This is a genomic window from Pseudomonas sp. LBUM1658 (genome assembly GCF_059716055.1).
Genome location: NZ_CP166798.1, coordinates 1,344,521 through 1,369,733 on the forward strand (window position 1 = coordinate 1,344,521; position 25,213 = coordinate 1,369,733).

Consider the following 25,213-nt stretch of genomic DNA (forward strand, 5'->3'; position numbering starts at 1 on the left):
CTGTCGCACCGCAACCGGGGAGAGTGAGCCTGCCAGGCAGGCCCGTTCCGAAGCACTAGTGCGGTCATGCTTAATGACCTTCTATAGTGATATCCAGCATGTTCACGGACCGCCGGATCGAGCGGCATCAACTGCCGTATTTTTTAAGGGTATTCAACAGTCTCACCGACAAGCCCATTGGCTTTCTGGGCAACGTTTCCGAAGACGGGTTGATGCTCATCAGCCAGTTGCCGATGATGATCGGCGCCGATTTCGAACTGCGCCTGAAAATCCCCGCCAGCGACACCTGTCTGCAAGTGATCGACCTTACGGCCTCTTGCCTGTGGTGCCATGAAGACTCGACACCCCATCATTACGATGCGGGCTTTGTCGTGCTCAAGGCGCCAGCTGAATATGGGCAACTGGTCAACGCGTTGCAGCAGTACTTCAGCTTTCATCCGTTGCCGGCTTCTGCATAGCTCTCAAGGCTGGTGGAGGTCCCCCTGTAGGAGCGAGCTTGCTCGCGATGGACGTTAACGATAACGCGTGTTTTCTGATTAAACGCGCCGCCCTTGAGTCCATCGCGAGCAAGCTCGCTCCTACAAGAGCTATTTACACCCTCACCGAATGCTCGCGATTCAGCGCCTTCTCCAGTAACAACACCCAGTCAGTATCGGGCGCGCCCTTTAAAGCACTCCGGCCTTCTTCCAGCTCAGATATCGCGTCACCAGCTCAGCCCCCAGTTCACCGGGCTGCGCATCCAGCACCGGAACCCCATGAGCGGTCAATCGCTCATGAAGCTCGGCGCGGGCATTCAAGTAATCGACAGTGCCGCAGTAAGCCAGCGCTTCGGACAAGGTTTGAACCGGCGCTTGTCGCACGCGGTCGAGTACTTCCTCACGCAAGCTGGCGACCAGTACCCGGTGCTGGCGGCCGATGCGTTTGACGGCGGTCAGCAATTCTTCGTCATCTTCATCCCGCAGGTTGGTCACCAGTACCACCAAGGCCCGGCGTTTCTGACGGGCCAACAGCTGGCTGGCGGCGGCCTGGTAGTCGGCGGGGCGTTGGCTGCTGTCGAGGTCGTAGACGGTGTTGAGCAGCACATTGAGTTGGCCCTGGCCTTTGACCGGGGCGAGGTAACGCGGCTGCTCACTGGCGAAAGTGCTCAGGCCTACGGCGTCGCCCTGGCGCAGGGCGACATAGCTAAGCAGCAGGCACGCATTGAGCGCCTGGTCGAAGTGCGCCAGCTCGCCGTCCTGGCTGCGCATGCGGCGGCCGCAGTCGAGCAGGAAGATGATTTGCTGGTCGCGTTCGTCCTGGTACTCGCGGGCAATTGGGGTGCGCTGGCGGGCGGTGGCTTTCCAGTCGATCTGGCGCAGGCTGTCGCCTTCGCGAAATTCGCGCAGTTGGTGGAATTCCAGGCCCAGTCCGCGACGTTGACGCTGGCGGACACCGAGTTGGCTGAGCCAGTTGTCCACGGCCAGTAGCTGCGCACCGTACAAACGGGCGAAGTCCGGGTAGACGCGGGTGCTGTCGGTCACGACCAGATAACGTCGGTCGGACCACAGGCCCAACGGGCTGGGCAGGCTGATTTCGCAGCGTTCGAAGCTGAAGTGACCGCGCTTGAGCGGGCGCAGTCGGTAGCCGATCCGGCTCTGCTGGCCCGGTTGCAGCTCGACCGATTGCGGCAGATTCTCGAAGCTCAGACCGTCCGGTACGTGGTCGAACAACTGCATCTTCAACGGTTGCCGATAGTCGTGCTGGATATCGAGCTGTACTTCACCCCAGCGACCCAGTGCCAGGCTGCCGGGCATCTGCCGCTGAAGTCGGGGCGAGGGCAGGCGTTTGAGCCTGATGGCATCGAGTATCGCCAGTAGTAGAAGGGCCAGCAGCAATGCCCAGTTGATGGAGTGCAGGCTTGGCGCCACAGCGACTCCGAGCGCCTGAAGCGTGCCCAGCACAATGCCGATGCTCAACAGCACCGAAAGCCAGATCAGCAGCAGGCGGGAGGGGGTCATTGGTGTTGGATTCCCACGCAAGGTTCCAGGCCGTGTGTGGGCCCGTAAAGATCGCAGCCTGCGGCAGCTCCTACGCCGATCGTGGGCAACGGTGATATCGCAGGTGTACGCAAATCCCGTAGGAGCTGCCGAAGGCTGCGATCTTTCTGGTCGCAACGCCGAATTATCGTCAACGCATTCACAACCGCGGTGCCGGGACTTGATCGAGCAGCTGCTTGAGCACTTGATCGACCTCCAGCCCTTCAATATCCAGTTCCGGTGCGATCCGTACACGATGGCGCAGCACGGCCAGTGCACAACCTTTAATGTCATCCGGAATCACGAACTCACCACCGCGCAACAAAGCCCGGGCCCGGGCGCCGCGTACCAGCGCAATCGAGGCGCGCGGGCCGGCGCCGAGGGTCAGGCCGGGCCAGCTGCGGGTGGTGCGGGCTATCCGCACGGCGTAGTCGAGTACCTGTTCGTCCAGCGGCAGGTCGCTGGCGATGCGTTGCAAGGCCAGCACGTCCTTGGCTTGCAACACGGTGCGCAGTGGTTGCACGTCGAGCATGTCGGCCCTGGTCGAACGGCTGACCTGACGGACCATGTCCAATTCCTGCTCGGCGTCGGGGTAGTCCATGCGCACTTTGAGCATGAAGCGATCGAGCTCGGCTTCCGGTAGCGGGTAGGTGCCCTCTTGCTCGATGGGGTTTTGCGTGGCGAGTACCATGAATGGCTGGCCAATCGGCAGCGCCCGGCCTTCGAGGGTGACCTGGCGTTCCTGCATGGCTTCGAGCAGCGCTGCCTGGGTTTTAGCCGGGGCGCGGTTGATTTCGTCGGCCAGCAGCAGGTTGGTGAACAGCGGGCCTTTACGCAGTTTGAATTGCTCGGTTTGCATGTCGTAGACCGCGTGACCGGTGACATCGCTCGGCATCAAATCCGGAGTGAACTGGATACGCGCGAATTCACCACCGAAGCAGCGGGCCAGGGCGCGGACCAATAAGGTCTTGCCCAGCCCCGGCACGCCTTCGAGCAGCACATGGCCGCCAGCAATCAAGGCGGTGAGCACGTCATCGATCACTGCATCCTGGCCGATCACCGCCTTGCGCAGCTCATGGCGCACCGCCTGGGCCAGTTGGCTGGCCCGCACACGTTGCTGGGCGATATGCGCCTGGGTGCTGACGGGCTCGATCTGGCCCGCATCCGTCGGTTGTTCGCTCATAAGGCATTCCTGATTGTTTGCAGCTGGGCCACCTGACGACTGAAGTCAGCGCTGGAAAGCCGCTGTTTTGGCCGTGGGCTGAGGGCCTGACTGATAGCGCGGGTGGGTTGGCGGGTCAGGCGCGCGAGCACCTGCCATTGTTCGGCAACGCCGAGTTGTTCAAAACCGGGATGGCGGCCCCGGGCGCGGCGCAGGATATCTTGTTGCAACGCTTGTAACAGGCTGCGTTGACCGCTACGCCGCAGCAGGAAATCGGCGCTGGCGCGCAGGTGTTCCTGGAGTTGCCGGCGGGCCTTGGGCGCTGGCGCTTGCACCGGGCCGCGACGTATGGCGACATGCCAGATTGCCAGGCCGATCAAGGCCGCAAGCGCGACCAATGCTTGCGGAAAGTAACGCAGCAGCAAGGTCGGCAAGTCGTCGTGGTCAATGTCGAAGAGCAGCGTCACGCCGGTGTCCGAATACAGGTACCAAAGCAGCCAGGCATTGTCGTAGCGGCCGATGTTCGGGGTTTTCCAGAGCTCGGCGTCGGTGACCACGGTGATCGAGCCGAGGCCATAGTTCAGCTGCATCATATGGGTGGCCAGGGCGCTGTTGGCCCAGGACTGGGCAAGGTTTTTCGGGTCTTCGAGATGGAACTCGGTGTTGAAACTGGCGTAGGCCGGCGCGTCTTCGTCTTCCAGATAGAGTCTGGTCAGCTTGGGGTAGGGGGTTTTCCCGGCTTTGGACGCCGGCTGTTTAAGGTCTCTGCTCAGGAGCTGGCGCAGTTGCACGCGGTCGAGCAGCAGATCGCCACTGCTGCCGGTGTTCTCATCCCACAACGCTTCGGCGACAAACAGCAAGCGCCCGCCGGCCCTGGCCCAGTTCAGCAGCTGATCGGCCTGGCGCGGGCGCATGTTTGACCTGTCGCCCAGCAACAGCAGGCTTTGTTGATGCGGCTCCAGGGTCGGCAGAATATCCAGGCTGTTAGCGTGGGCGACTTGCAGACCTTGCTGGCGCAGAAAGTGCTCGGCGGCCAGGTATGGATTGGCCTGGGCTTCGGGGGAGGGACCGTGATCGATCACCTCTTGATAGGGCTCGGCGTTCAGGTAGAGCCAGGCGCCGAGTGCTATCAGCAAACCGCTGATGAGCAAACCGACGAGCAACAACTGGCGACGGTTCATCGTGGCGACCCCGCGTCGAACAGCTCACGCCAGGTATCGCAGAGTTCCTGTTGCAGATGCGTTGGGGGCAATCGATGACCGTAGGCCAGGTTCTGCCAGTGCCGTGTCAGGTTTTGGCTGAAGGCTTGCAGGGCCGGTTGCTGCAGCTGCCGGACGCGCTCCAGCACCTGGCCTTCGGTGTCGGCGGCTTTCAGCGGAACGTCAAAATCATGCAGCAGCCGGCTGAGCAATGCCCGATAAAGCAGGCCAAGGGCTTCACGGGGCTGCGTCTGCCAAAGGCGCTCGGCGCTGGCGGCGACATCGTCGGGCAGGGTGTCGAGGCTGACATCCAGACCGAACAGTTGCGCAGGGGCTGGCCGAGGGATCTGGTCGCGCAGCACCGGGCGGCGACTGACAAAGGCCCGCAACCACTCGCGGTAATGCCAGAGCAGCAAGGCGATGCCAGCGGTTATGCAAGCCCACAGCAGCATCTCTATGACCTTGGCCAGCGTGCCGAAGCTGCGGCTATCGAACATCCCGAGCAGCGCCTTCAACCATTGGGGTGTTTGTGGGTCGTTGCTCTGTCCTGAAGGGTCTTCGCCGAAGCGATAACGGGTAACGGTTTGCGGATTCTTGAATGGCGGCTTGTCGAGAATGGCTTTGATGCTGTCCCTGGAGGCCTGGCTGGTCAGCGGCTGGTCGAGCAAGCGCGGGCTGTCCGGTGCCTTGGGCGATTCAGCGGCCCAAACCGGCTGCGTCATGGGCACCAGCATCATCCCGGCCAGCACCAAGGTCGCGGCGACACTACTCAAGCGCTGGCGCAGGCGTCGGAAGATCAGTTCGATGTCCCAGGCTTCGAGCACGGTGCGCCGATTGAGGTACAGGCTGAAGCCGCAGGCGACGTAGATGGGTTCCCAGGCAATCAGTACCAATACGTAGAGCGCATTGATCAGGTGTTCCAGCCACAGCCAGTCCTGCTCAGCCGCGACGATCAATGTCTGCCAGCTCCAGTCCAGCTCGATCTGTGGTGGCAGGAACAGATAGAACAGCACCATCAGCCCAATCCACCAGGCCACCTCCAGATGCACGCCGATAATCGTCAGCCAGCGTGCCGCGCCGCTATTGCGTTGTTGCAGGACCAGCAAGCGTTGCTGCCGCGCCTGACCGCTCAGTCCCTCAAGCTGCACCACCGGCATGATGAAACTGCGGCTCAGGCTCAGGCGACGCCAGGTCAGACTGGCCAGTAGTTGCGGTTTGAGCAGGCGCGGCCACTGGCCCAGCGCCTGCTTCAACGTTGGGGTTTCACCGAACAGGGCTTTGGACAGGATATACAACGGCAAACGATCGAACACCGGTTTCAGCCACCAGAACAGCAGCAAGGCGAGGTTGGGTGAATCCCAGAGCAGCAGGCTGAGCAGGGTGAAGACCGGCAGGGTGATGATCGCCCAGCTGGTCATCAGCAGGCGTCGGTGTTCCTGGCTCAGCAGTACGCCCAGGTCCATGGCTTCCCAGCTGGTGCGCGGGCGGATGACCACGCTGGCATCACTCAGGCGCATGGGGCGTACGTCCGGCAAATAGCAGATAGGCTGCCACCAGCAGCCAGAGGACTGCACCCACCAGATATTTAATCAGGGGTGTGGGCTCGGTCATGGACGACCAATAGGCTTCTATAAAGGCAGCAATCACCAGAAACAGCATCGCTCCGCAGATCAACTGCACGCTCTTGCGCGCCGCCAGTCGCAGGGCTTCGCCCCGTGGCAGACGCCCCGGCGCGATCAATGCCCAGCCCAGTTGCAGGCCGGCGGCCCCGGCCAGGGCAATGGCGCTGAGCTCGAAGGCGCCATGGCCGATGACGAATGACCAAAAGCTTTCCCCGTAACCGATGTGCGTCAGGTGACCGGCGATAGCGCCGATCAGCAGACCATTGAAGAACAGGAAAAACACGCTGCCCACGCCAAACAGCAAACCGCTGGCGAAGGTCTGAAAGGCGATGCCGATGTTATGCATGATGTAGTAACCGAACATCACCCAATCTTCACTGGACGCCCGTTCGGCGGTGCGTCCCAAGTGGTTGGCGGCGGGGTCGTACATGCTTTGCAGCTCGGCCAGCTGTTCGCTGGAGACCAGGTTGTAGATCAGCTCCGGGAACAGAAAAACCAGAATGCCAATGCCGAACAGGCTACCGAAAAACAACAGGCCGGCCACCAGTACGAAAGGCCATTGCTCGCGGACCAGTCGTGGGAAGCCGGCAAGGATGAAACTCAGGGTATCGGCACCCAACTGGCCGCGGTGCCGGTAAAGTTGTTGATGGCCGCGTAATGCAAGCTGTTGCAACGGGTCGATCAGGAAACTGCTGTAGCCACGTTCCTGGGCCAGGGCCAGGTGCTGGCAAAGGCGCCGGTACTCCTTGGGGAAGTCGCTGCAGTCAGCGGCTTGCACCTTGCCACCTTCGAGCTGTTCCAGTCGTCGGGCAAATTGATCCCACTGGGCTTGATGGCGGCTTTCGAAAAGGCTTTGCTTCATGTCGGCCCCAGCAAGCCGCGGGCGATGCCGTTGAGTTCGGCGACGGCGCGTGGCGCAGAGACCTGCAATGGCTGGGCGAGGATGGCTGCCAGCTCGTTGACTCGCTCATCGGAGAGTTCGCCCTGGCGTTCGGCAAAGCTCAACACCGCGCGCTGTTCATTCAGGTGAAGGACAAAGGGTGGCCGTAACGGTTGAGCGAGAGGGAGGTGCGGACGGGCTATCGGTTGTTCGCGGTAGATCACCAAGGTGCCGGCTGCCAGGTCGCCGAGACGCTTGAAGGCAGGATGTTGCAGGCAACTGAGGGCACCGAGGAAATAACCAAAGGGCAACATGTCGACAAAACGCAGCAGGTTACGGGTCAGGGAGGCGCTCCAGCCGATGGGCGTGCCGTCGTCATGGATAACCCGCAACCCCATCAGTTGTTTGCCCGGCGAGCGGCCCTGGTTGAGCACTTCGAATAACACCATGTACCACCAGCTGAGCAGGAACAGCAGGATCGCGCCCAGGCCGATGCCAATCTCTCCCAGAAACCCCACGGCAATAAACAGGAGGCCAAGGATCAGCCCGCGAATCCCCAGGTCGATGGCGAAGGCCAGCGCGCGGGGCATCAGCCCGGCCGGACGCAGTGGCAGGTCGATGCCTTCTGGCGTCTCGACCTGATACCGGGTGTCCAGTGGCGGGTGCAGCGAGGCGTTGCGTGGCAGTGCTGAAGTCTGGCGCATGGGCTACTTGGTGGATGGCCTGGTTGAGGGTCAATACTCAACCGATGCTAGCAGTGACCGAGGGATGAACGACATAACTATGTAACAAACAATGCCGCGAGTAAGGATTGAATGCACACAGCGCTGGTCGGGCCAACCTGTGAGCGCCTAGACTTTGCCGGTCTTTAGATCAGGAATAGCCCGTGACCTCCATCTTTTGGTACGACTATGAAACCACCGGCATCAACCCGCGCTGTGACCGTGCGTTGCAAGTGGCAGGGATCCGCACCGATGCCGAGCTCAATGAGATAGGCGAGCCGGTCAATCTCTACTGCCAGCCGAGCGACGATATCCTGCCGCACCCGGTGGCCAGTATGATTACCGGCATTACCCCGAGCCGCCTGGCCGAGCAGGGCTTGAGCGAAGCCGAGTTCATGACCCGGGTTCACGGGCAACTGGCGGCCCCCGGGACTTGTGGTGCCGGCTACAACACACTGCGCTTCGACGATGAAGTGACCCGCTATAGCCTGTACCGGAATTTTTTTGACCCCTATGCCCGCGAGTGGCAAGGCGGTAACAGTCGCTGGGATCTGATCGATGTGGTTCGCACTGCGTATGCGTTACGGCCGCAAGGCATTGTCTGGCCCGAAGAGGATGGCCGTGTCACCCTCAAACTTGAACGCCTGACCGCCGCCAATGGCATCGACCATGGTCAGGCCCATGATGCCTTGTCCGATGTGCGGGCGACGATTGCCCTGGCGCGGTTGATTCGCGGCAAACAGCCAAAGTTATATGACTGGCTGTTCCAGTTGCGCAGCAAGCAAAAGGTCATGGAGCAGATAACGCTATTGCAGCCGATGGTGCATATATCAGGGCGGTTTTCCGCTGCCCGGCATTATATTGGTGTGGTACTGCCGCTGGCCTGGCATCCACGTAACCGTAATGCCTTGATTGTTTGCGATCTGCATCTCGATCCCCAGGGGTTATTGGATCAGGACGCCGAAACCTTGCGTCAGCGGCTGTATACTCGCCACGACGATCTGGGGCAAGGCGAGTTGCCGGTTCCGCTCAAGCTGATTCATATCAACCGTTGTCCGGTGGTGGCGCCGTTGTCTGTTTTACGCGCCGAAGATCAGCAGCGCCTGCAATTGGACATGGCTGAGTATCAGGCTAGAGCGCTGCGGCTAACTGACGCACAAGAAGTTTGGCGAGATAAAATCCAGACGATTTATGCCAGCGAGGACTTTGTCCCCTGCCTGGATCCTGAGCAACAGTTATACGATGGCTTTATTGGTGACCGCGATCGCCGGTTATGCGAGCAAGTCAGGACTGCCGACCCTGCTCAACTGGCGCAAGAGCAATGGCCGTTCGATGATGAGCGCCTGCCGGAATTATTATTCCGTTACCGTGCTCGTAACTTTCCAGGCACCTTGAATGATCAGGAGCAAGAGCGCTGGCGTTTGTTCTGCCAGCAACGCTTGACCGATCCTGAATGCGGCGCTCCCAATACCCTGGATACTTTTAATCAGGCCACGGCGCAAGGCCTGACTACCGCGACAGCAGGGCAGCGTCAGATACTCGATGAGTGGAGCGATTATGCACAGGCATTACGCAAACGATTGAACCTATGAATCAGTGACTGAATATCAGGTATAAAAAAACGCCAGCGAGCTGGCGTTTTTCGATTGTCGCAACGACAGCTGTTGCTTAGCCCAACAGGGTAGCCCAGCCTTCAACCACGTCACCGCCCCACTTGGCTTTCCACTCTTTCAGAGTTTTGTGGTTGCCACCTTTGGTTTCAATGACTTCGCCATTGTGCGGGTTTTTGTATTGTTTAACCTTGCGAGCACGTTTGGTGCCAGTAGTTTTCACGGCGCCACGTGGGGTTTTGCTGGTTTTTGCGTCTGGATCCAGCAGTGCAATGATGTCGCGCAGGGATTTGGAGTATTCGCCCATCAGGGTGCGCAGTTTGCCTTCGAATTCCAGCTCGGTTTGCAGTTTGTCGTCTTGGGACAGATTCTTCAAACGGGCTTGCAGCTCTTTGATAGCTTCTTCGGTGGCGCGATATTCGTTGATCAAGGACATGGGGACTACCTTATGTTGGGCACTGGATGACACGGTTACAGTGCCGCAATAATAGTCAGACAGTTTCAGCAAGTAAACATTAAAGCGGACTTTTATTTAATTTAAGTAGCGGGGTTCGCAAGAATCCCGAGGGCCAGTTAAATAAAGTCATGGATTTATAACAGATATTCACATTAGAAGCCTTGCGCAAATTGTGGGAAAGGCACTCGCGGGCTTTTCATCGGCAATCGAGGTCTGACCCGGAATCAACTCATCAGGGATACTGCAGTTTTGCTGCACAATGGCTAGAATGGCCGCCTTTGCGAAGTTCTGGAGTTTCCCCCTCATGCGCACTTTTCGGCTGGTGATTGCTTGCCCGGACCGCGTCGGTATCGTTGCTAAAGTCAGTAACTTTCTGGCATCCCATAGTGGCTGGATCACCGAGGCGAGCCATCACTCGGACAATCTCAGTGGTTGGTTCTTCATGCGTCACGAGATTCGTGCCGACTCGCTGCCCTTTGGGCTTGAGGCTTTTCGCGAGGCGTTTGCGCCGATTGCCGAAGAGTTTTCCATGGTCTGGCGCATCACTGACACCGAGCAAAAGAAACGCGTGGTGTTGATGGCCAGCCGTGAGTCCCATTGTCTGGCCGACTTGCTGCACCGTTGGCACAGCGACGAACTGGATTGCGAAATTTCCTGCGTGATCTCCAACCACAATGACCTGCGCAGCATGGTCGAGTGGCACGGCATCCCCTATTACCATGTGCCGGTGAATCCGCAGGATAAAGAGCCGGCTTTTGCCGAAGTCTCGCGCCTGGTCAAGCAGCATGACGCCGAAGTCGTGGTACTTGCCCGTTACATGCAGATCCTGCCGCCCGAGTTGTGCCGGGAATATGCACATAAGGTCATCAACATTCATCACAGCTTCCTGCCCTCGTTCGTCGGTGCCAAGCCGTATCACCAGGCTTCGATGCGCGGCGTGAAGCTGATTGGCGCAACCTGCCACTACGTGACCGAAGAGCTGGATGCCGGCCCGATCATCGAGCAGGACGTGGTGCGTGTCAGCCATAGCGACAGCATCGAAGACATGGTGCGTTTCGGTCGTGACGTCGAGAAGATGGTGCTGGCTCGTGGCTTGCGCTATCACCTGGAAGATCGGGTGCTCGTGCATGGCAACAAGACCGTGGTGTTCTGACGATCTGCCGATAGGCTGCGATCTTTCAGCGATTTGAGTACCGTCGAAGATCAAGATCAAAAGATCGCAGCCTGCGGCAGCTCCTACACGGAATTAGCGTACGCCAGCGCCATTGCGGACGTACGTAGTCGGCGGGGAGCTGCCGATAGTCTGCGATCTTTTAGCGATTTGAATACCGTCGAAGCCAATTGCAGGAAGAACCGCCGGCCAAGCCCGACCCTAAGCCTGTTTGAGTTTCATCAGCTTGTGCAGCAAGGGTCGTCCGACCATCAGCAGAAACACCGGCCCACCTGCCAACAGGTAGAAGTAGTAGGTCACGGCCCGCCAGATCAGAATCGCTGCCGCCGCAGTCGATTTACCCACCATGGGTGCCAGCAGCGCTGCCGAGGTGAGTTCCGCCGCGCCTGCGCCGCCAGGCATCAGGCTCAATTGCCCGGCGCTCAGCGCGAGCATCTGGATCAGAAAGCTCCAGGCCCATTGCAGGTCTGCGCCTAACCCTTGTAGAACCAGATACAGCACGCTGTAGCGTAAAAGCCAATGCAGGCAGGTCAGGGCGAATACCTGGGCCAGGGTTTGCCACGGCAGCTTGAGCGTGACACTGAAGGCCGCCAGAAACTGCAGCAGTTTGCGCGCCCAGCGTCGGCGGGTCAGCGATTTGACGTTCAGGCGGTTGAGCACCCGGCCGCAGAAAAGGATCAATGAACGGTGGTAACGCGCCAGAATCAGGCAGCTGCACAGGCCGGCAAATAGTGAGATGGCACTCAGGCCGAGCATCCATTCCATGCGCTGACTGAGGTTCTGGAACAATGCGTAGAACAGAATCCCGATCACCGCACAGAAAAAGAACAGCAGATCACTCAATTGGTCCATGGCAAACACCGCGCTGCCATGGGCCGGACGCACGCCATTGCGCGCCAGCAGGGCCATCAGGGTCAGGGGGCCGCCACTGCCGCCGGGTGTCGCGCAGTAAGCGAACTCGGCGGACATCACCACTCCGAGGCCTTTCAGGCGCCCGATCCGGCCGCGTTGCTCCCCCAGCAGCAGGCGCAGGCGAAATGAGTTGAGCACCCAGCACAGCACAATCATGCCCAGCATCGTCAGCAGTAGCGCGAGCGGGAAGCGCTGCATGCGCAGCCACGTATCGCTACCTCCCAGCAGCAGCGGAATCAGCACTGCCGACAATAAAGCGACGACCAGCCAGATGGCCCTGCTCATGGGTTGCACCGGCTGAGCCTGGCTTGAGCCGTCAGCCAGTTGGCCTTGGTCATCGGAACGCGACCCTCGGCCAGTAAACGCTTGAGAGTCTGCAGCCAGTAGTTGCGGGAAAACTCATGGCGCAGGTCCACCGGATGCACGCCGAGGCGAATCACCGGTGCTTGCCGCCAACGCTGTTCGCGTTGCTCGCTGAGTACCTTCGACAGGCCTCGGCGCCAGGCGCTGCGCGAACTCCAGACCAGTCCCGGGGCGTCGACCAGCGTAAAGTCCGGAAGGCGGTAGAGATGCTGGGGATCACTGGTATAGGCGAGCGGCAACTGACGCAGCGCCTGGCGGGTACCCTGGCTCATCAGCCACGCCGGGGCGACAAAACCCCGCAGCGGCCAGTGGTAGCGCTGGAACAGTTCGATCCCGGCGTGCAGACGGGCCAGGGCAGCCTTTTGCGACAGACCGTAGAACTCGCCCTCATGGGTATAAATCCGCCGCATGAACCAATCCCGGGGATTCTGCGGGGGCGGGCTGTCATCGCAATGAAAATAGCCGTGCAGCGCCAGTTCATCGCCCCGGGCCAGGCGGCTGCCCAGCAGGCGACGAAAGTCCGGATGGGCATCCAGCGCGTTGTGCTTGTGGAAGTCGGGCACTACCAGCCAGGTCATTGGCACGTTGCCCAGCGCGTCGATCGCTTCGACGAACGGTTGATAATCCACCCAGGTTTGCGGCGCGACGTCATGCAGCACCAGTAACAGGCTGGGCGTGTTCACGGGCTCAACCATGGACCAGCAGTGGCGGTTGGCCGCCGAGCACGGCGTGATAGTGCTCCAACAGGCTGCTGACCACTGTGTCCCAGGCGTAACGTTGTTCGACATGCTGTCGGGCTTGCTGACCCAGGCTGGTGTTGCCGCGAGCGAACAGATCGCGCACGGCATTGGCCATGGCTTGCGGGCTGTCCGGGGTGCAGAGCAGGCCGCAGTCCGGGGGGACGATTTCCTTGAACGCCCCGGCCGCTACAGCCACCACTGGAATACCACTGGCCATGGCTTCGAGGATCACCAGACCGAAGGTTTCCTGATCGCCGGCGTGGATCAGTGCGTCAGAACTGGCCATCAACCGCGCGACCTGCTGAGCGGGGCAGAATTCATTGATCACCGTGACGTTGTCTGGTACCGCGGCAGGCATCGACGAGCCGACCAGCAACAGGTGATAGCGCTCACCCAGATGTTTCATGCAATTGAGCAGCACCTGCAGGTTCTTTTCCTTGGAACCACGGCCGGCGAAGATCAACAGGCGGGTGTCTTCGCAAATACCCAGTTCAGCCCGCAAACCCGGGTCGCGGGCACTGGGGTTGAAAGTTTGCAGGTCCACGCCCAGGGGCTGCACATAAACATTCTTCACCCCCAATCCGATCAGCTTGTCAGCCATGACCTGGCTGGGTGCCAATACCCGATCGAAATTGCCATAGAGCTTGCGGATATAGGCTTCGACATTCGGTGTGCACCAGTTACCCATACGGTTGCTCACCAGCAGGGGCAGATCGGAGTGGTAAAAGCCGATCACCGGCACATCCAGTTGACGCCGAGCGTCGAGGGCGGCCCAGGCGGTGAGATAAGGATCGCCGACTTCGATCAAGTCGGGTTGCAAGGCGCGCAGGACATTGCGCCAGGGGGCCAGACGCCAGGGGAAGCGGTAGCCTTTGCCGAAGGGCACGGCGGGAGCGGGGACTGTGTAAATCCCGTCCTGCTCGCTCAGACCCGCCCCGGGGATCAGCAAGCTGTGACGGATACCTGGCTGACGTCCCAGGCGACGGTGTTTAGCATCCAGATAAGTGCGCACGCCACCGCTGGCAGGGGCGTAGAACATGGTTATGTCAGCGATATGCACGATGAGCATCCCTCCTATCCGTTGTATTCCCTAGGGTTGACCTTTATGAAGGATAGATGTTCGGTTGAGGATTTGCGGGGGGAGGTATCTGGAAGAGAGGGAGGAGCAGCCAGTTAACGGAAATCCATGGTCTGGCGGGCATTTGTGGCGAGGGGGCTTGCCCCCGCTGGGGCGCGCAGCGGCCCTAAAACCTGCAACCCACAGTTTGTCAGGCACACCGCAGTCACAGGTTTTGCGGCTGCTGCGCAGCCGAACGGGGGCAAGCCCCCTCGCCACAGCAAGCTCCCTCGCCACAGGTATTGTGATTGACGTTAGATACGGAAACTGCCCACCAGTTGCTTCAACCGCGCCGCCTGCTGCTCAAGGTCCGCGCAGGCGCGCAAGGTCGACTGCAAGTTTTCCACGCCTTCCTGGTTGAGGGTGTTGATCTCGGTGATGTCGACGTTGATCGATTCGACTACGGCAGTCTGTTCCTCGGTGGCGGTGGCCACCGACTGGTTCATCCCGTCAATCTCGCCGATGCGCTGGGTCACGCTGTTCAGGCGTTCACCGGCGAGGTTGGCTATTTCCACACTGTCCTGGCTATGGCGCTGGCTTTCGCTCATGGTGCCGACCGACTCGCGAGCCCCCACCTGCAGCTCTTCGATCATGGTCTGGACCTGTTGCGCCGACTCCTGGGTGCGATGCGCCAGGTTGCGCACTTCGTCGGCGACTACCGCAAAGCCGCGTCCGGCTTCACCGGCGCGGGCGGCTTCGATGGCAGCGTTGAGCGCCAGCAGGTTGGTCTGCTGCGAGATGCTGGTGATGACGTCGAGAATCTGCCCGATATTCACCGTCTTGCTGTTCAGCGATTCGATGTTAGTGCTCGAAGCGCTGAGCATGGTGGACAGCTGATTCATCGCCTTGATACTTCTGTCGACCACCTGCTGGCCGTCTTCGGCCAGGTTGCGGGCGTCGCTGGAGTGCTGCGAGGCGAGGGCGGCGTTCTGGGCTATTTCCTGGGCGGCGGCCCCCAGTTGATTGATCGCCGCGGCGACGCTGCTGGTGCGCGAGGCCTGCTGATCGGAATTGTACATCGACGAGTTGGAAGCGCTGACGACCCGCAAGACCACTTCGTTGACGTGCTGGGTGGCCGAGGACACTTCGCCGATCGAGGTGTGAATCCGCTCGACGAAGCGGTTGAAGGCAGTGCCGAGAATGCCGAACTCATCCTGATTCTGGATCGTCAGGCGCCGGGTCAGATCACCCTCACCGTCGGCAATATCCTGCATTGCGCGGGTCATGACATGCAGTGGCTGCAGCAGGATACGAATCAGCATGCCCAGCAGGGCGATGATGATCGCCACGGCAATCAGGGTGGCGACGATCGCCGAGGCGCGGAACTCGCTGAGCATCGAGAACGCCTTGTCCTTGTCCACGGACAGGCCGATGTACCAGTTGACCGAAGGCAGGCCCTTGATCGGAGTGAAGGTCACGATGCGGGTCTTGCCGTTGACCTCGACTTCACTGAAGTCGCTGTTGATCCGTGGAGTGTTCCGCGGATACACATCGCTCAGGGTTTTCATCACCAGGGCTTTGTCCGGGTGTACCAGGATCTTGCCGTCGCCGCTGACCAGAAAGGCATAGCCCATGCCATCGAAGTCCAGAGCGTTGAGGGTCTGGATCAAGGTTTGCAGGCTCAGGTCGCCGCCCACCACGCCGACGCTTTGCCCGGCTTTTTTCGAGGCGGTGGCGATGGAAATAATCAGTTGGCCGGTGGCTGCATCTATATAGGGTTCAGTCAGTGTCGAGCTGCCGCTGTTTTCGGCACCTTTGTACCAGGGGCGAACACGCGGGTCGAAACCGTCGGGCATTTTCGCGTCCGGGCGGATGGTAAAGCTGCCGCTGGCGTCGCCCAGATAAGACGCCATGAACGTTGACGTCAGGGCTTTTTGCTCCAGCAGGCTGGCGACGCTGGCCTGGTCCGGATTGATGGCGATGTTCTGGGCAAGGTTCTCGATCAGCAGAATGCGCCCGGCCAGCCAGGTTTGAATGTTGCCGGCAGTCACATCACCCATTTCATGCAGGTCATTGTCCAGGTCCTGGCGAATAGCGTTGCGCTGCAGATAGTCGTTGTACAGCGTGAAAGAGGCAAAGGCGGCAATAACAATCAGGGCGGCCGCAAGCAGGATTTTATGGCTGAAGCGCAGATTTTTGTTCATGGCTTGTGGTGTCCGCTAAGGTCTTAATGTCCAGGGCGCGCTGTTATAAAAGCGCGCAAAGTGGGCAAAGGTGAAAGTAAGCTGATATTTCCGCCTCTCCTTAGGGAATTATCTGACTTCATTTTCAGTCTTTTCTGGTCTCTCGCTTTGCTATATCGACCATGCAGACCTAAAGATTAACCATGGGTGACAAAATGCCTGATTCATCGCAACTCGTTATCGGTGCTGACCTCCAGGGCCAGCCGATTGCCCAGGCCATGCGCCTGGCGAACCGTCACGGTCTGGTGGCAGGTGCTACCGGGACGGGGAAAACCGTAACCCTGCAACGGCTGGCCGAAGCCTTCAGCGATGCTGGCGTGGCGGTGTTCGCTGCCGATATCAAAGGCGATTTGTGCGGTCTTGGGGCTGCCGGCAATCCTCAAGACAAAGTTGCCGAACGGATCGCCGGGATGCCCTGGCTCGGCCACCAACCCAAGGCCTATCCGGTCACCCTATGGGACATCCAGGGACAGTCCGGCCATCCACTACGCACCACGCTGAGCGAAATGGGGCCGCTGTTGCTCGGCAGTCTGCTGGAACTGACCGACAGCCAGCAGTCGGCCCTTTACGCTGCATTTAAGGTGGCCGACCGCGAAGGTCTATTGCTGCTGGACTTGAAAGACCTCAAGGCGCTGCTCAATCACCTCAGGGACCATCCTGAGTTGCTCGGCGACGACGCGGCGTTGATGACCACCGGTTCCAGCCAGGCACTGATGCGGCGCCTCGCGACGCTGGAACAGCAGGGCGCAGAAGCCTTGTTCGGCGAACCGGCGTTGCAACTGGAAGACATTCTGCGGCCAGCCGGTGACGGCCGCGGGCGGATTCATCTGCTCGACGCCAGCCGTCTGGTGCATGAGGCGCCCAAGGTTTACGCGACCTTCCTGCTGTGGTTGCTGGCTGAGTTGTTCGAGCAACTGCCGGAGCGCGGCGATGCGGAAAAGCCGCTGCTGGCGCTGTTCTTCGATGAAGCGCATTTGTTGTTCGCCGGCACGCCCAGGGCTTTGCAGGAACGTTTGGAACAGGTCGTACGCTTGATTCGCTCCAAAGGAGTCGGCGTGTATTTCGTCACCCAATCCCCGGGCGACTTGCCGGACGACGTATTGGCTCAGCTGGGTTTGCGCATTCAGCACGGGCTGCGGGCATTCACTGCCAAAGAACAGAAATCCCTGCGAGCGGTGGCCGAGGGCTTCCGGCCGAACCCGGCTTTCGATGCGTTGGCGGTGCTGACGGAACTGGGCATTGGCGAGGCCCTGGTCGGCACCTTGCAGGACAAGGGCACACCGGCCATGGTCCAGCGCGTGCTGGTGGCACCGCCGCAGTCGCGAATCGGGCCATTGACCACTGCCGAACGTGCCACCTTGATTGCCAGCTCGCCATTGGTCGGGCGTTATGACAAACCGCTCGATCGTGAATCGGCCTATGAAGTGCTGATGAGCCGCAAAGGGTTAGCCCCGGAGCCCGAAGCCGTGCCGGGCAAGCCGGTGGCCGAAGAACCGAGCTTCACCGACAAGGCCGGGGAGTTTCTCGGCACCGCGGCCGGGCAGGCGTTGAAGTCAGCCATGCGCCAGGCGGCCAATCAGCTGGGGCGGCAATTGGTCCGCGGCCTGATGGGCTCGTTGCTGGGCGGCAGCAAGCGGCGTTAGGTGTGTACCCTTGTAGGAGCGAGCTTGCTCGCGATGGACGTTAACGATAACGCGTGTTGTCTGAATAAACGCGCCGCCCTTGAGTCCATCGCGAGCAAGCTCGCTCCTACAGGGGCGCGATTTTGCTCAGGTCCGCGGCTTGGCGTGACTCGCCAGGCGCTCCAGCGCGGCGCGCAGGTTGGGGTCGGTAATGCCGTCGGCGGTGGCCTGAATGGTTTGCGCGGCGATGGTCGACAGGTCCATGGTGTGGCCGACCGCGCCTTGTTGCACCGTGGGAGGCTGAACCTTGAACAGAATCCGCGTCAGGCTGGAAAACTCGTCGAACATTTGCAATTGTCGCTGCAGACGTTTTTGCTGATAGCGCAGCCGGGTCGCCCAGTGACCGTCGGTGACGATCAACAGCAAACTGCCTTCACGCCAGGACGCTACGTGGCAATGTTCACGGGCGGCAGGCTGCAGTTGGCTTTCAAGCAAACGCTGTAAATGAGCCAGGCGTTGAGCGTGGCTGAAGATGGCTTTTAAAGGCTTGGCTTCGCGAAGTAACACGGCGGGTGCTTTGGCCGTAAGAGGGCGAAATGCCATGATCAGACACCTGAAGTAACAGAGCCGCCATGGTAGCAGAAAGCACTGGATGCGCTTGCCTCGCCATTGCTTTTGCAGGCGGTTTAGCCATTAAATCATCGAGTCACTTCCTGCCTGAATGGGTTGAAGTTCAGCAAAAAGCCCTTATTTTAAGAGAGCCCCGTCACAGCGCTGTGCCAGCATCGTGGAATAACGCCACTTTCCTCTCCATCGTTTCCGGGTAGAATGCTCGTTCGCATGCGGCCATGAGGGCTGCACGGGCGACTCACGGGGCCGCCCTCCATCCCTATGTGTGGAAGAACCTGCCGATATGTTTGCGCCTTTGTTAAAGAAACTTTTTGGAAGCAAGAACGAGCGCGAAGTCAAACGCATGCTCAAGACGGTACAGATCGTCAATGCCTTCGAAGAGCAAATGGTGGCTCTTTCGGATGAGCAATTGCGCGCCAAGACCGACGAGTTCAAGGCCCGCATAGCCAAAGGTGAGACCCTCGACAAGCTCCTCCCTGAAGCTTTTGCGGTTGCCCGTGAAGCCGGTAAGCGTGTCATGGGCATGCGCCACTTCGACGTGCAATTGATCGGCGGCATGACCTTGCATGAAGGCATGATCGCTGAAATGCGTACCGGTGAAGGCAAGACCCTGGTGGCGACACTGGCTGTTTACCTGAACGCGCTGTCCGGCAAGGGTGTGCACGTTGTAACAGTGAACGACTACCTGGCCCGCCGTGACGCCAACTGGATGCGTCCGCTCTACGAATTCCTCGGCATGACGGTCGGCGTGGTCACGCCGTTCCAGCCGCCGGAAGAGAAGCGTTCGGCCTATGCTGCCGACATCACCTACGGTACCAACAACGAATACGGTTTCGACTACCTGCGCGACAACATGGCTTTCAGCATGGAAGAAAAATTCCAGCGTGAGCTCAATTTCGCCGTAATCGACGAAGTCGACTCGATCCTGATCGACGAAGCCCGTACTCCGCTGATCATTTCCGGTCAGGCTGAAGACAGCTCCAAGCTCTATATCGAGATCAACAAACTGATCCCGCAGCTTGAACTGCACGTTGAAGAAGTGGAAGGCGAAGTCACCAAGGCCGGCCACTACACCGTCGACGAGAAGACCCGTCAGGTCGAGCTGAACGAAGCCGGTCACCAATTCATCGAAGATATGCTGACCCGCGTTGGCCTGCTGGCTGAAGGCGAGAGCCTGTATTCGGCGCACAACCTCGGTCTGCTGACTCACGTTTATGCCGGTCTGCGCGCTCATAAACTGTTCAATCGCAACGTCGAATATATCGTTCAGGACGGTCAGGTGGTTCTGGTCGACGAACACACCGGACGTACCATGCCGGGGCGTCGTCTGTCCGAAGGCCTGCACCAGGCCATCGAAGCCAAGGAAGGTCTGAACATCCAGGCCGAAAGCCAGACCCTGGCCTCGACCACCTTCCAGAACTACTTCCGGCTGTACAACAAGCTGTCCGGGATGACCGGTACGGCCGACACCGAAGCGTTCGAATTCCACCAGATCTACGGCCTGGCGGTGATGGTCATTCCACCGAACAAACCGCTGGCGCGTAAAGACTACAACGACCTGGTGTTCCTGACTGCCGAAGAGAAATATGCGGCGATCATCACTGACATCAAGGAATGCATGACTCAGGGCCGTCCGGTGCTGGTGGGTACCGCGACCATCGAAACCTCCGAGCACATGTCCGGTCTGCTGCAGAAGGAAGGCATCGAACACAAGGTTCTGAACGCCAAGTTCCACGAAAAAGAAGCCGAGATCATTGCCCAGGCCGGTCGTCCGGGTGCGCTGACCATCGCCACCAACATGGCCGGTCGTGGTACCGACATTCTGTTGGGCGGCAACTGGGAAGTCGAAGTTGCCTCCCTGGAAAACCCGACCCCTGAGCAGATCGCCCAGATCAAGGCCGACTGGCAGAAACGTCACCAGCAAGTGCTCGAATCGGGTGGCCTGCAGGTGATCGCCTCCGAGCGTCACGAATCGCGTCGTATCGACAACCAGCTGCGTGGTCGTGCCGGTCGTCAGGGTGACGCCGGTTCCAGCCGTTTCTACCTGTCGCTGGAAGACAGCCTGATGCGCATCTTCGCCTCTGATCGGGTGAAGAACTTCATGAAAGCCCTGGGCATGCAGTCCGGTGAAGCGATCGAGCACCGCATGGTGACCAACGCCATCGAGAAGGCCCAGCGCAAGGTTGAAGGCCGCAACTTCGACATTCGTAAGCAACTGCTCGAGTTCGACGACGTCAACAACGAACAACGTAAAGTGATCTATCACATGCGTAACACGTTGCTCGCCGCGGACAACATCGGTGAAACCATCGCCGACTTCCGTCAGGACGTACTCAACGCCACCGTCAGCGCACACATTCCGCCGCAATCGCTGCCTGAGCAGTGGGACGTGGCCGGTCTGGAAGCCGCTCTGCTGAACGACTTCGGGGTAAAGCTGCCGATCCAGCAATGGCTCGACGAAGACGATCATCTCTACGAAGAAACCCTTCGCGAGAAACTGATGACCGAGCTGCTGGCCGCCTACAACGAGAAAGAAGAGCAAGCGAGTGCCGAAGCATTGCGCAGCTTCGAGAAACAAATCGTTCTGCGCGTGCTCGATGACCTGTGGAAAGACCACCTGTCGACCATGGATCACCTGCGTCACGGCATCCACTTGCGCGGTTATGCGCAGAAAAACCCGAAGCAGGAATACAAGCGCGAGTCCTTCACCCTGTTCTCCGAGCTGCTGGATTCGATCAAGCGCGACTCGATTCGTGTGTTGTCTCACGTTCAGGTTCGCCGCGAAGACCCGGTCGAAGAGGAAGCCCGTCTGCGTCAGGAAGCCGAAGCACTGGCTCAACGCATGCAGTTCCAGCACGATGAGGCTCCAGGCCTGGAGCAACCGGAAATCCTGGGTGAAGAGGTCGATGTGGCCCTCGCCACCGCTCCGGTACGCAACGAACAGAAGCTGGGTCGCAACGAACTGTGCTACTGCGGTTCGGGCAAGAAATTCAAGCACTGTCACGGGCAAATCAACTAATAGCCGTTTCAAACGCTGAAATACCCGCGCCGCGACCGGCCTAGCCGTCGCGGCGTTTTACCATTGAAAACACCGCCCGCTGAGGGCGGCGCAGATATCTTACTTAGGAGCGCATTCATGGCTGTTGGTCTTGGTCCTTTGCCAACGTTGCACCCGGTTGCCGGTTTTGAACTCGGTATCGCCTCGGCTGGCATCAAGCGCCCGGGGCGCAAAGATGTCGTGGTCATGCGCTGTGCCGAAGGCTCCACGGTCGCGGGCGTGTTCACCCTGAACGCGTTCTGCGCCGCTCCGGTGATCCTGGCCAAACAACGCGTGCAGGGTCCGGTGCGTTACCTGTTGACCAATACCGGCAATGCCAACGCCGGTACCGGTGAACCGGGCCTGGCCGCCGCCGAGCGCACCTGCGCCAAACTGGCCGAGCTGACCGGTGTCGACGCCAGCCTGGTGCTGCCGTACTCCACTGGCGTGATTGGCGAGCCGTTGCCGGTCGAGAAGATCGAAGGCGCCTTGCAGGCCGCCCTCGATGATTTGTCCGTGGACAACTGGGCCGCGGCCGCCACTGGCATCATGACCACCGATACCCTGCCCAAGGGCGCCAGTCGGCAGTTTCAGCACGACGGCGTGACCGTCACTGTCACGGGCATCAGCAAAGGTGCCGGGATGATCCGCCCGAACATGGCGACCATGCTGGGTTACATTGCCACCGACGCCAAAGTCTCCCGTGACGTGCTGCAAAATCTGCTGCTCGATGGAGCCAACAAGTCGTTCAACCGCATCACCATCGATGGTGACACTTCGACCAACGATTGCTGCATGCTGATCGCCACCGGCCAGGCGGCGCTGCCGGAAATCACCGAAGCGAGCGGTCCACTGTTCGCCGCGTTGAAACAAGCGGTGTTCGAAGTCTGCATGGAAGTGGCTCAGGCTATCGTCCGTGACGGCGAAGGCGCGACCAAATTCGTCACCGTCGAAGTCAATGGCGGCGGCAATCATCAGGAATGCCTGGACGTCGGTTACACCGTGGCCCATTCGCCGCTGATCAAAACTGCGCTGTTCGCTTCCGATCCGAACTGGGGACGCATTCTCGCCGCCGTCGGCCGTGCCGGTGTGCCGGATCTGGACGTGAGCAAGATCGATGTGTTCCTCGGCGAGGTGTGCATCGCCAGCCGTGGTGCGCGTGCGGCGACCTACACCGAAGCCCAGGGCGCGGCGGTGATGCAGCGGGAAGAAATCACCATTCGCATCGAACTCGGCCGCGGTGATTGCAGTGAAACCATCTGGACCACCGACCTGTCCCACGAGTACGTGAAGATCAACGCCGAGTACCGTACGTAATCCGATCCCCCTGTAGGAGCGAGCTTGCTCGCGATGGACGTTAACGATAACGCGTGTTCTCTGAATAAACGCGCCGCCCTTGACTCCATCGCGAGCAAGCTCGCTCCTACAAGGGAACCCCGCGATTTCCACATTGAAGGTGTCCGAACATGAGCTTCCACCTGATCATCGGCGACAAACTTTATTCCTCCTGGTCCCTGCGCGGCGCCCTGGCGCTGGAGTTGGCAGGAGCGAGCTACACCGAGGAGCTGATCAAACTGAATCAGCCTGACACCCATCAGTTGATCCTTAAGCATTCGCCGACCGGCAAGGTGCCTTTGCTGAAAACCGAGCACGGCACCATTGCCGACTCGCTGGCGATCGCCGAATACCTGGTCGAGCGCTTCCCCGAGGCCGATTTTTGGCCGCGCGACATTGGCGCTCGTGCCCAGGCGCGTTCCGCTTGCGCGCAGATGCACAGCGGTTTTTTCGCGATGCGCGGCAACATGCCGTTCGACCTGAGTCACGATGCCCCCTTGTCACCGATGCCGCCCGAAGTGCAGGCTGACATCCAACGCATGCTGGCGCTGTGGGCAGAATGCCGTGCCGCCGCCACTGAGCCGGGGCCATTTCTGTTCGGTCGAGTGAGTCTGGCGGATGCCTTTTTCGCACCGATTGCAGTGCGTCTGCGGACCTATCAAGTCGCGTTGCCTGCGGTCGACGCGGCGTATGTCGAAACAATTTACCAATGGCCAGCCTTCAAGGCCTGGCAGAAGGCCGGTTTAGAGGAAATAGTGCGGTGAAACGAGTTCATGTGGCAGCAGCCGTTATCCGCGGCGCAGACGGCAAAATCCTCATCGCCCGACGTGCCGATACTCAGCATCAGGGCGGTCTCTGGGAGTTTCCCGGCGGCAAGGTCGAGGCCGATGAGGCGGTGGAAACGGCGCTGGCCCGTGAGCTGCAGGAGGAGTTGGGCATCGTGCTCGGCGCCGCGCGGCCATTGATCAAGGTTCAGCATGACTATCCGGACAAGCAGGTATTGCTGGATGTCTGGGAAGTCTCGGCTTTTACCGGTGAACCTCACGGTGCCGAGGGCCAACCCCTGGCTTGGGTCACGGCGCGGGAACTGGGAGGCTATGAGTTCCCGGCCGCCAACCGGCCGATCGTCGCGGCGGCGCGTTTGCCCGGGGAATATTTGATCACCCCTGAGGGGCTGGAAACACCGGCCTTGTTACGGGGTATTCAAAAAGCCATTGCCAGTGGCATAAAGCTGATTCAATTGCGTGCGCCGAATGGCTACGATCCGAAATACCGCGATCTGGCGGTGGATGCGGCGGGCTTGTGTGCGGGCAAGGCGCAATTGATGCTCAAGGGGCCGTTCGAATGGCTGGGGGATTTCCCATCCGCCGGTTGGCACGTGACGGCTGCGCAATTGCGTAAATACGCCAGCGCCGGTCGACCATTGCCTGCATCGCGCTGGCTGGCGGCTTCCTGCCATAACGCCGAGGAGTTAGCCCTGGCCGAAGAGATGGGTGTGGATTTCGTCACCCTGTCGCCGGTTGAGCCCACTCTGACTCATCCAGATGCCCAGCCATTGGGTTGGGAGCAAGCGAGTCGGTTGATCAGCGGCTTCAACAGACCGGTGTTTCTGCTCGGCGGAGTCGGCCCGACGGAGCGCCAGCGTGCCTGGGAAAACGGTGCGCAAGGTGTGGCGGGGATTCGGGCGTTCTGGCCTGAGGCTTGATTCTGGGGTGTAGCCACTGGCCCCATCGCGAGCAAGCTCGCTCCCACATTTGACCGAGTCAGCCACGGGATTTTCGGCTGACTTCAATCTACTGTGGGAGCGGGCTTGCTCGCGATGACGGACTGCCCGGCACTACATCTGTCCCTGACTCTAAGCGGGCTTTGCCGCCGCCTCCCAAAGAATTTCCGCCACACCCTGGCGCTTGGCAATCAAGCGAGCGGCAACAAACAGCAAGTCCGACAGCCGATTGATATAGGCCAGGCCCACCCCGGTCAGCGGCTCGACCGCATTCAAATGCTGGCAACGCCGCTCGGCACTGCGGGCCAGACTGCGGCACATATGGGCCTGGGCAATCAGCGCAGAACCGCCGGGCAGGATGAAATTCTTCAAAGGCCCCAGTTCTTCATTCCACAGATCGATAGCCGCCTCAAGCCGTTCGACTTCAGCCGCGTCGAGGGCCTGATACACCGGCATCGCCAACTCGCCACCCAGGTCGAACAAACGATGCTGGCAGGGCGTCAGGACTTCGACCACCTCGGTCAATCCTGGACACTCGCTGCTGTGCTCGGCCAATCCGGCCAGCAACAACCCCAACTGACTGTTCAAGGTGTCGACTTCGCCCATGGCCTCGACCCGTGGGTGATCCTTCGGCACCCGACGTCCGTCGCCCAGTCCGGTTTCACCTTTGTCGCCGGTGCGTGTGTAAATCTTCGACAAGCGAAAACCCATGC

Annotated in this window: 21 protein-coding genes and 1 pseudogene; 8 read left to right on the forward strand and 14 right to left on the reverse strand. The window is 60.0% G+C overall.

The features are described 5' to 3' along the window. Window positions 1-98: 98 nt before the first annotated feature. Window positions 99-458 (forward strand): PilZ domain-containing protein, encoded by a 360-nt coding sequence (locus ACA064_RS06125; RefSeq protein ID WP_497672588.1) that lies wholly within the window; start codon window positions 99-101, stop codon window positions 456-458. 207 nt (window positions 459-665) lie between these two features. On the opposite strand, the gene ACA064_RS06130 is transcribed toward ACA064_RS06125, so the two are convergent. The 6 genes from ACA064_RS06130 to ACA064_RS06155 form a co-directional block, all read right to left on the reverse strand. Further along, window positions 666-1,997, reverse strand: coding sequence for a DUF58 domain-containing protein (locus tag ACA064_RS06130; RefSeq protein ID WP_497672589.1), 1,332 nt, complete (start codon window positions 1,995-1,997; stop codon window positions 666-668). Window positions 1,998-2,175: 178 nt separating this feature from the next. Beyond that, on the reverse strand, window positions 2,176-3,198 hold the full coding sequence (locus ACA064_RS06135; protein WP_497672590.1) for an AAA family ATPase: 1,023 nt from the start codon (window positions 3,196-3,198) through the stop codon (window positions 2,176-2,178). Then, a complete protein-coding gene (locus ACA064_RS06140) occupies window positions 3,195-4,358 on the reverse strand; it encodes a DUF4350 domain-containing protein (protein ID WP_497672591.1) in 1,164 nt (387 codons plus the stop codon). Before ACA064_RS06140 ends, ACA064_RS06135 begins: the two co-directional genes overlap by 4 nt. Continuing rightward, window positions 4,355-5,893 carry a DUF4129 domain-containing protein gene (locus ACA064_RS06145; protein ID WP_497672592.1) on the reverse strand — a complete coding sequence of 513 codons (1,539 nt, stop codon included), beginning with the start codon at window positions 5,891-5,893 and terminating at the stop codon, window positions 4,355-4,357. Before ACA064_RS06145 ends, ACA064_RS06140 begins: the two co-directional genes overlap by 4 nt. Continuing rightward, window positions 5,880-6,860, reverse strand: coding sequence for a stage II sporulation protein M (locus ACA064_RS06150; protein WP_497672593.1), 981 nt, complete (start codon window positions 6,858-6,860; stop codon window positions 5,880-5,882). The genes ACA064_RS06145 and ACA064_RS06150 overlap by 14 nt, the downstream gene beginning before the upstream one ends. Then, on the reverse strand, window positions 6,857-7,582 hold the full coding sequence (locus ACA064_RS06155) for an RDD family protein (protein WP_497672594.1): 726 nt from the start codon (window positions 7,580-7,582) through the stop codon (window positions 6,857-6,859). Before ACA064_RS06155 ends, ACA064_RS06150 begins: the two co-directional genes overlap by 4 nt. Before the next feature lie 182 nt (window positions 7,583-7,764). Here ACA064_RS06155 and sbcB point away from each other — a divergent pair, with 182 nt between their 5' ends. Continuing rightward, entirely contained in the window at window positions 7,765-9,192 is a 1,428-nt protein-coding gene (gene sbcB, locus ACA064_RS06160) for an exodeoxyribonuclease I (protein WP_497672595.1), read from the forward strand. Window positions 9,193-9,268: 76 nt separating this feature from the next. On the opposite strand, the gene mvaT is transcribed toward sbcB, so the two are convergent. Beyond that, window positions 9,269-9,646, reverse strand: a complete 378-nt coding sequence (gene mvaT, locus ACA064_RS06165) for a histone-like nucleoid-structuring protein MvaT (RefSeq protein WP_150642992.1) — start codon at window positions 9,644-9,646, stop codon at window positions 9,269-9,271. A gap of 325 nt (window positions 9,647-9,971) precedes the next feature. On the opposite strand from mvaT, the gene purU reads away from it, so the two are divergent. After that, window positions 9,972-10,820 carry a formyltetrahydrofolate deformylase gene (gene purU / locus ACA064_RS06170; RefSeq protein ID WP_497672596.1) on the forward strand — a complete coding sequence of 283 codons (849 nt, stop codon included), beginning with the start codon at window positions 9,972-9,974 and terminating at the stop codon, window positions 10,818-10,820. Window positions 10,821-11,039: 219 nt separating this feature from the next. Here the strand turns inward: purU and gpgF are convergent, their stop codons facing one another. The 5 genes and pseudogenes from gpgF to ACA064_RS06195 form a co-directional block, all read right to left on the reverse strand. After that, window positions 11,040-12,035, reverse strand: a complete 996-nt coding sequence (gpgF, locus tag ACA064_RS06175) for a glucosaminyl phosphatidylglycerol flippase (RefSeq protein WP_497672597.1) — start codon at window positions 12,033-12,035, stop codon at window positions 11,040-11,042. Continuing rightward, a complete protein-coding gene (gpgD, locus tag ACA064_RS06180; RefSeq protein ID WP_497672598.1) occupies window positions 12,032-12,808 on the reverse strand; it encodes an N-acetylglucosaminyl phosphatidylglycerol deacetylase in 777 nt (258 codons plus the stop codon). Before gpgD ends, gpgF begins: the two co-directional genes overlap by 4 nt. Further along, window positions 12,801-13,922 (reverse strand): N-acetylglucosaminyl phosphatidylglycerol synthase, encoded by a 1,122-nt coding sequence (gpgS, locus tag ACA064_RS06185; protein WP_497672599.1) that lies wholly within the window; start codon window positions 13,920-13,922, stop codon window positions 12,801-12,803. The genes gpgD and gpgS overlap by 8 nt, the downstream gene beginning before the upstream one ends. Window positions 13,923-14,224: 302 nt before the next feature. Continuing rightward, the gene (locus ACA064_RS06190) at window positions 14,225-14,989 is read right to left on the reverse strand and encodes a methyl-accepting chemotaxis protein (protein ID WP_497674177.1); all 765 of its coding nucleotides are present in this window, start codon (window positions 14,987-14,989) and stop codon (window positions 14,225-14,227) included. Window positions 14,990-15,082: 93 nt separating this feature from the next. Next, window positions 15,083-16,114, reverse strand: a pseudogene (locus ACA064_RS06195) (cache domain-containing protein); the annotation flags it as partial. 194 nt (window positions 16,115-16,308) lie between these two features. Here ACA064_RS06195 and ACA064_RS06200 point away from each other — a divergent pair. After that, on the forward strand, window positions 16,309-17,796 hold the full coding sequence (locus ACA064_RS06200) for a helicase HerA-like domain-containing protein (protein WP_497674178.1): 1,488 nt from the start codon (window positions 16,309-16,311) through the stop codon (window positions 17,794-17,796). A gap of 126 nt (window positions 17,797-17,922) precedes the next feature. On the opposite strand, the gene ACA064_RS06205 is transcribed toward ACA064_RS06200, so the two are convergent. Then, the gene (locus ACA064_RS06205) at window positions 17,923-18,378 is read right to left on the reverse strand and encodes a DUF721 domain-containing protein (protein ID WP_497672600.1); all 456 of its coding nucleotides are present in this window, start codon (window positions 18,376-18,378) and stop codon (window positions 17,923-17,925) included. A 310-nt stretch (window positions 18,379-18,688) separates the two neighbouring features. On the opposite strand from ACA064_RS06205, the gene secA reads away from it, so the two are divergent. The 4 genes from secA (at window position 18,689) to ACA064_RS06225 (ending at window position 24,482) form a co-directional block, all read left to right on the forward strand. After that, window positions 18,689-21,424 (forward strand): preprotein translocase subunit SecA, encoded by a 2,736-nt coding sequence (gene secA / locus ACA064_RS06210; protein ID WP_497672601.1) that lies wholly within the window; start codon window positions 18,689-18,691, stop codon window positions 21,422-21,424. A 117-nt stretch (window positions 21,425-21,541) separates the two neighbouring features. Continuing rightward, on the forward strand, window positions 21,542-22,759 hold the full coding sequence (gene argJ, locus ACA064_RS06215) for a bifunctional glutamate N-acetyltransferase/amino-acid acetyltransferase ArgJ (RefSeq protein ID WP_497672602.1): 1,218 nt from the start codon (window positions 21,542-21,544) through the stop codon (window positions 22,757-22,759). Window positions 22,760-22,908: 149 nt separating this feature from the next. Further along, on the forward strand, window positions 22,909-23,541 hold the full coding sequence (locus tag ACA064_RS06220) for a glutathione S-transferase family protein (protein ID WP_497672603.1): 633 nt from the start codon (window positions 22,909-22,911) through the stop codon (window positions 23,539-23,541). Next, entirely contained in the window at window positions 23,538-24,482 is a 945-nt protein-coding gene (locus ACA064_RS06225) for a Nudix family hydrolase (protein WP_497672604.1), read from the forward strand. Before ACA064_RS06220 ends, ACA064_RS06225 begins: the two co-directional genes overlap by 4 nt. A 150-nt stretch (window positions 24,483-24,632) precedes the next feature. Here ACA064_RS06225 and ACA064_RS06230 read toward each other — a convergent pair whose 3' ends face one another. Next, window positions 24,633-25,211 (reverse strand): cob(I)yrinic acid a,c-diamide adenosyltransferase, encoded by a 579-nt coding sequence (locus ACA064_RS06230; RefSeq protein WP_497672605.1) that lies wholly within the window; start codon window positions 25,209-25,211, stop codon window positions 24,633-24,635. Window positions 25,212-25,213 lie beyond the last annotated feature (2 nt).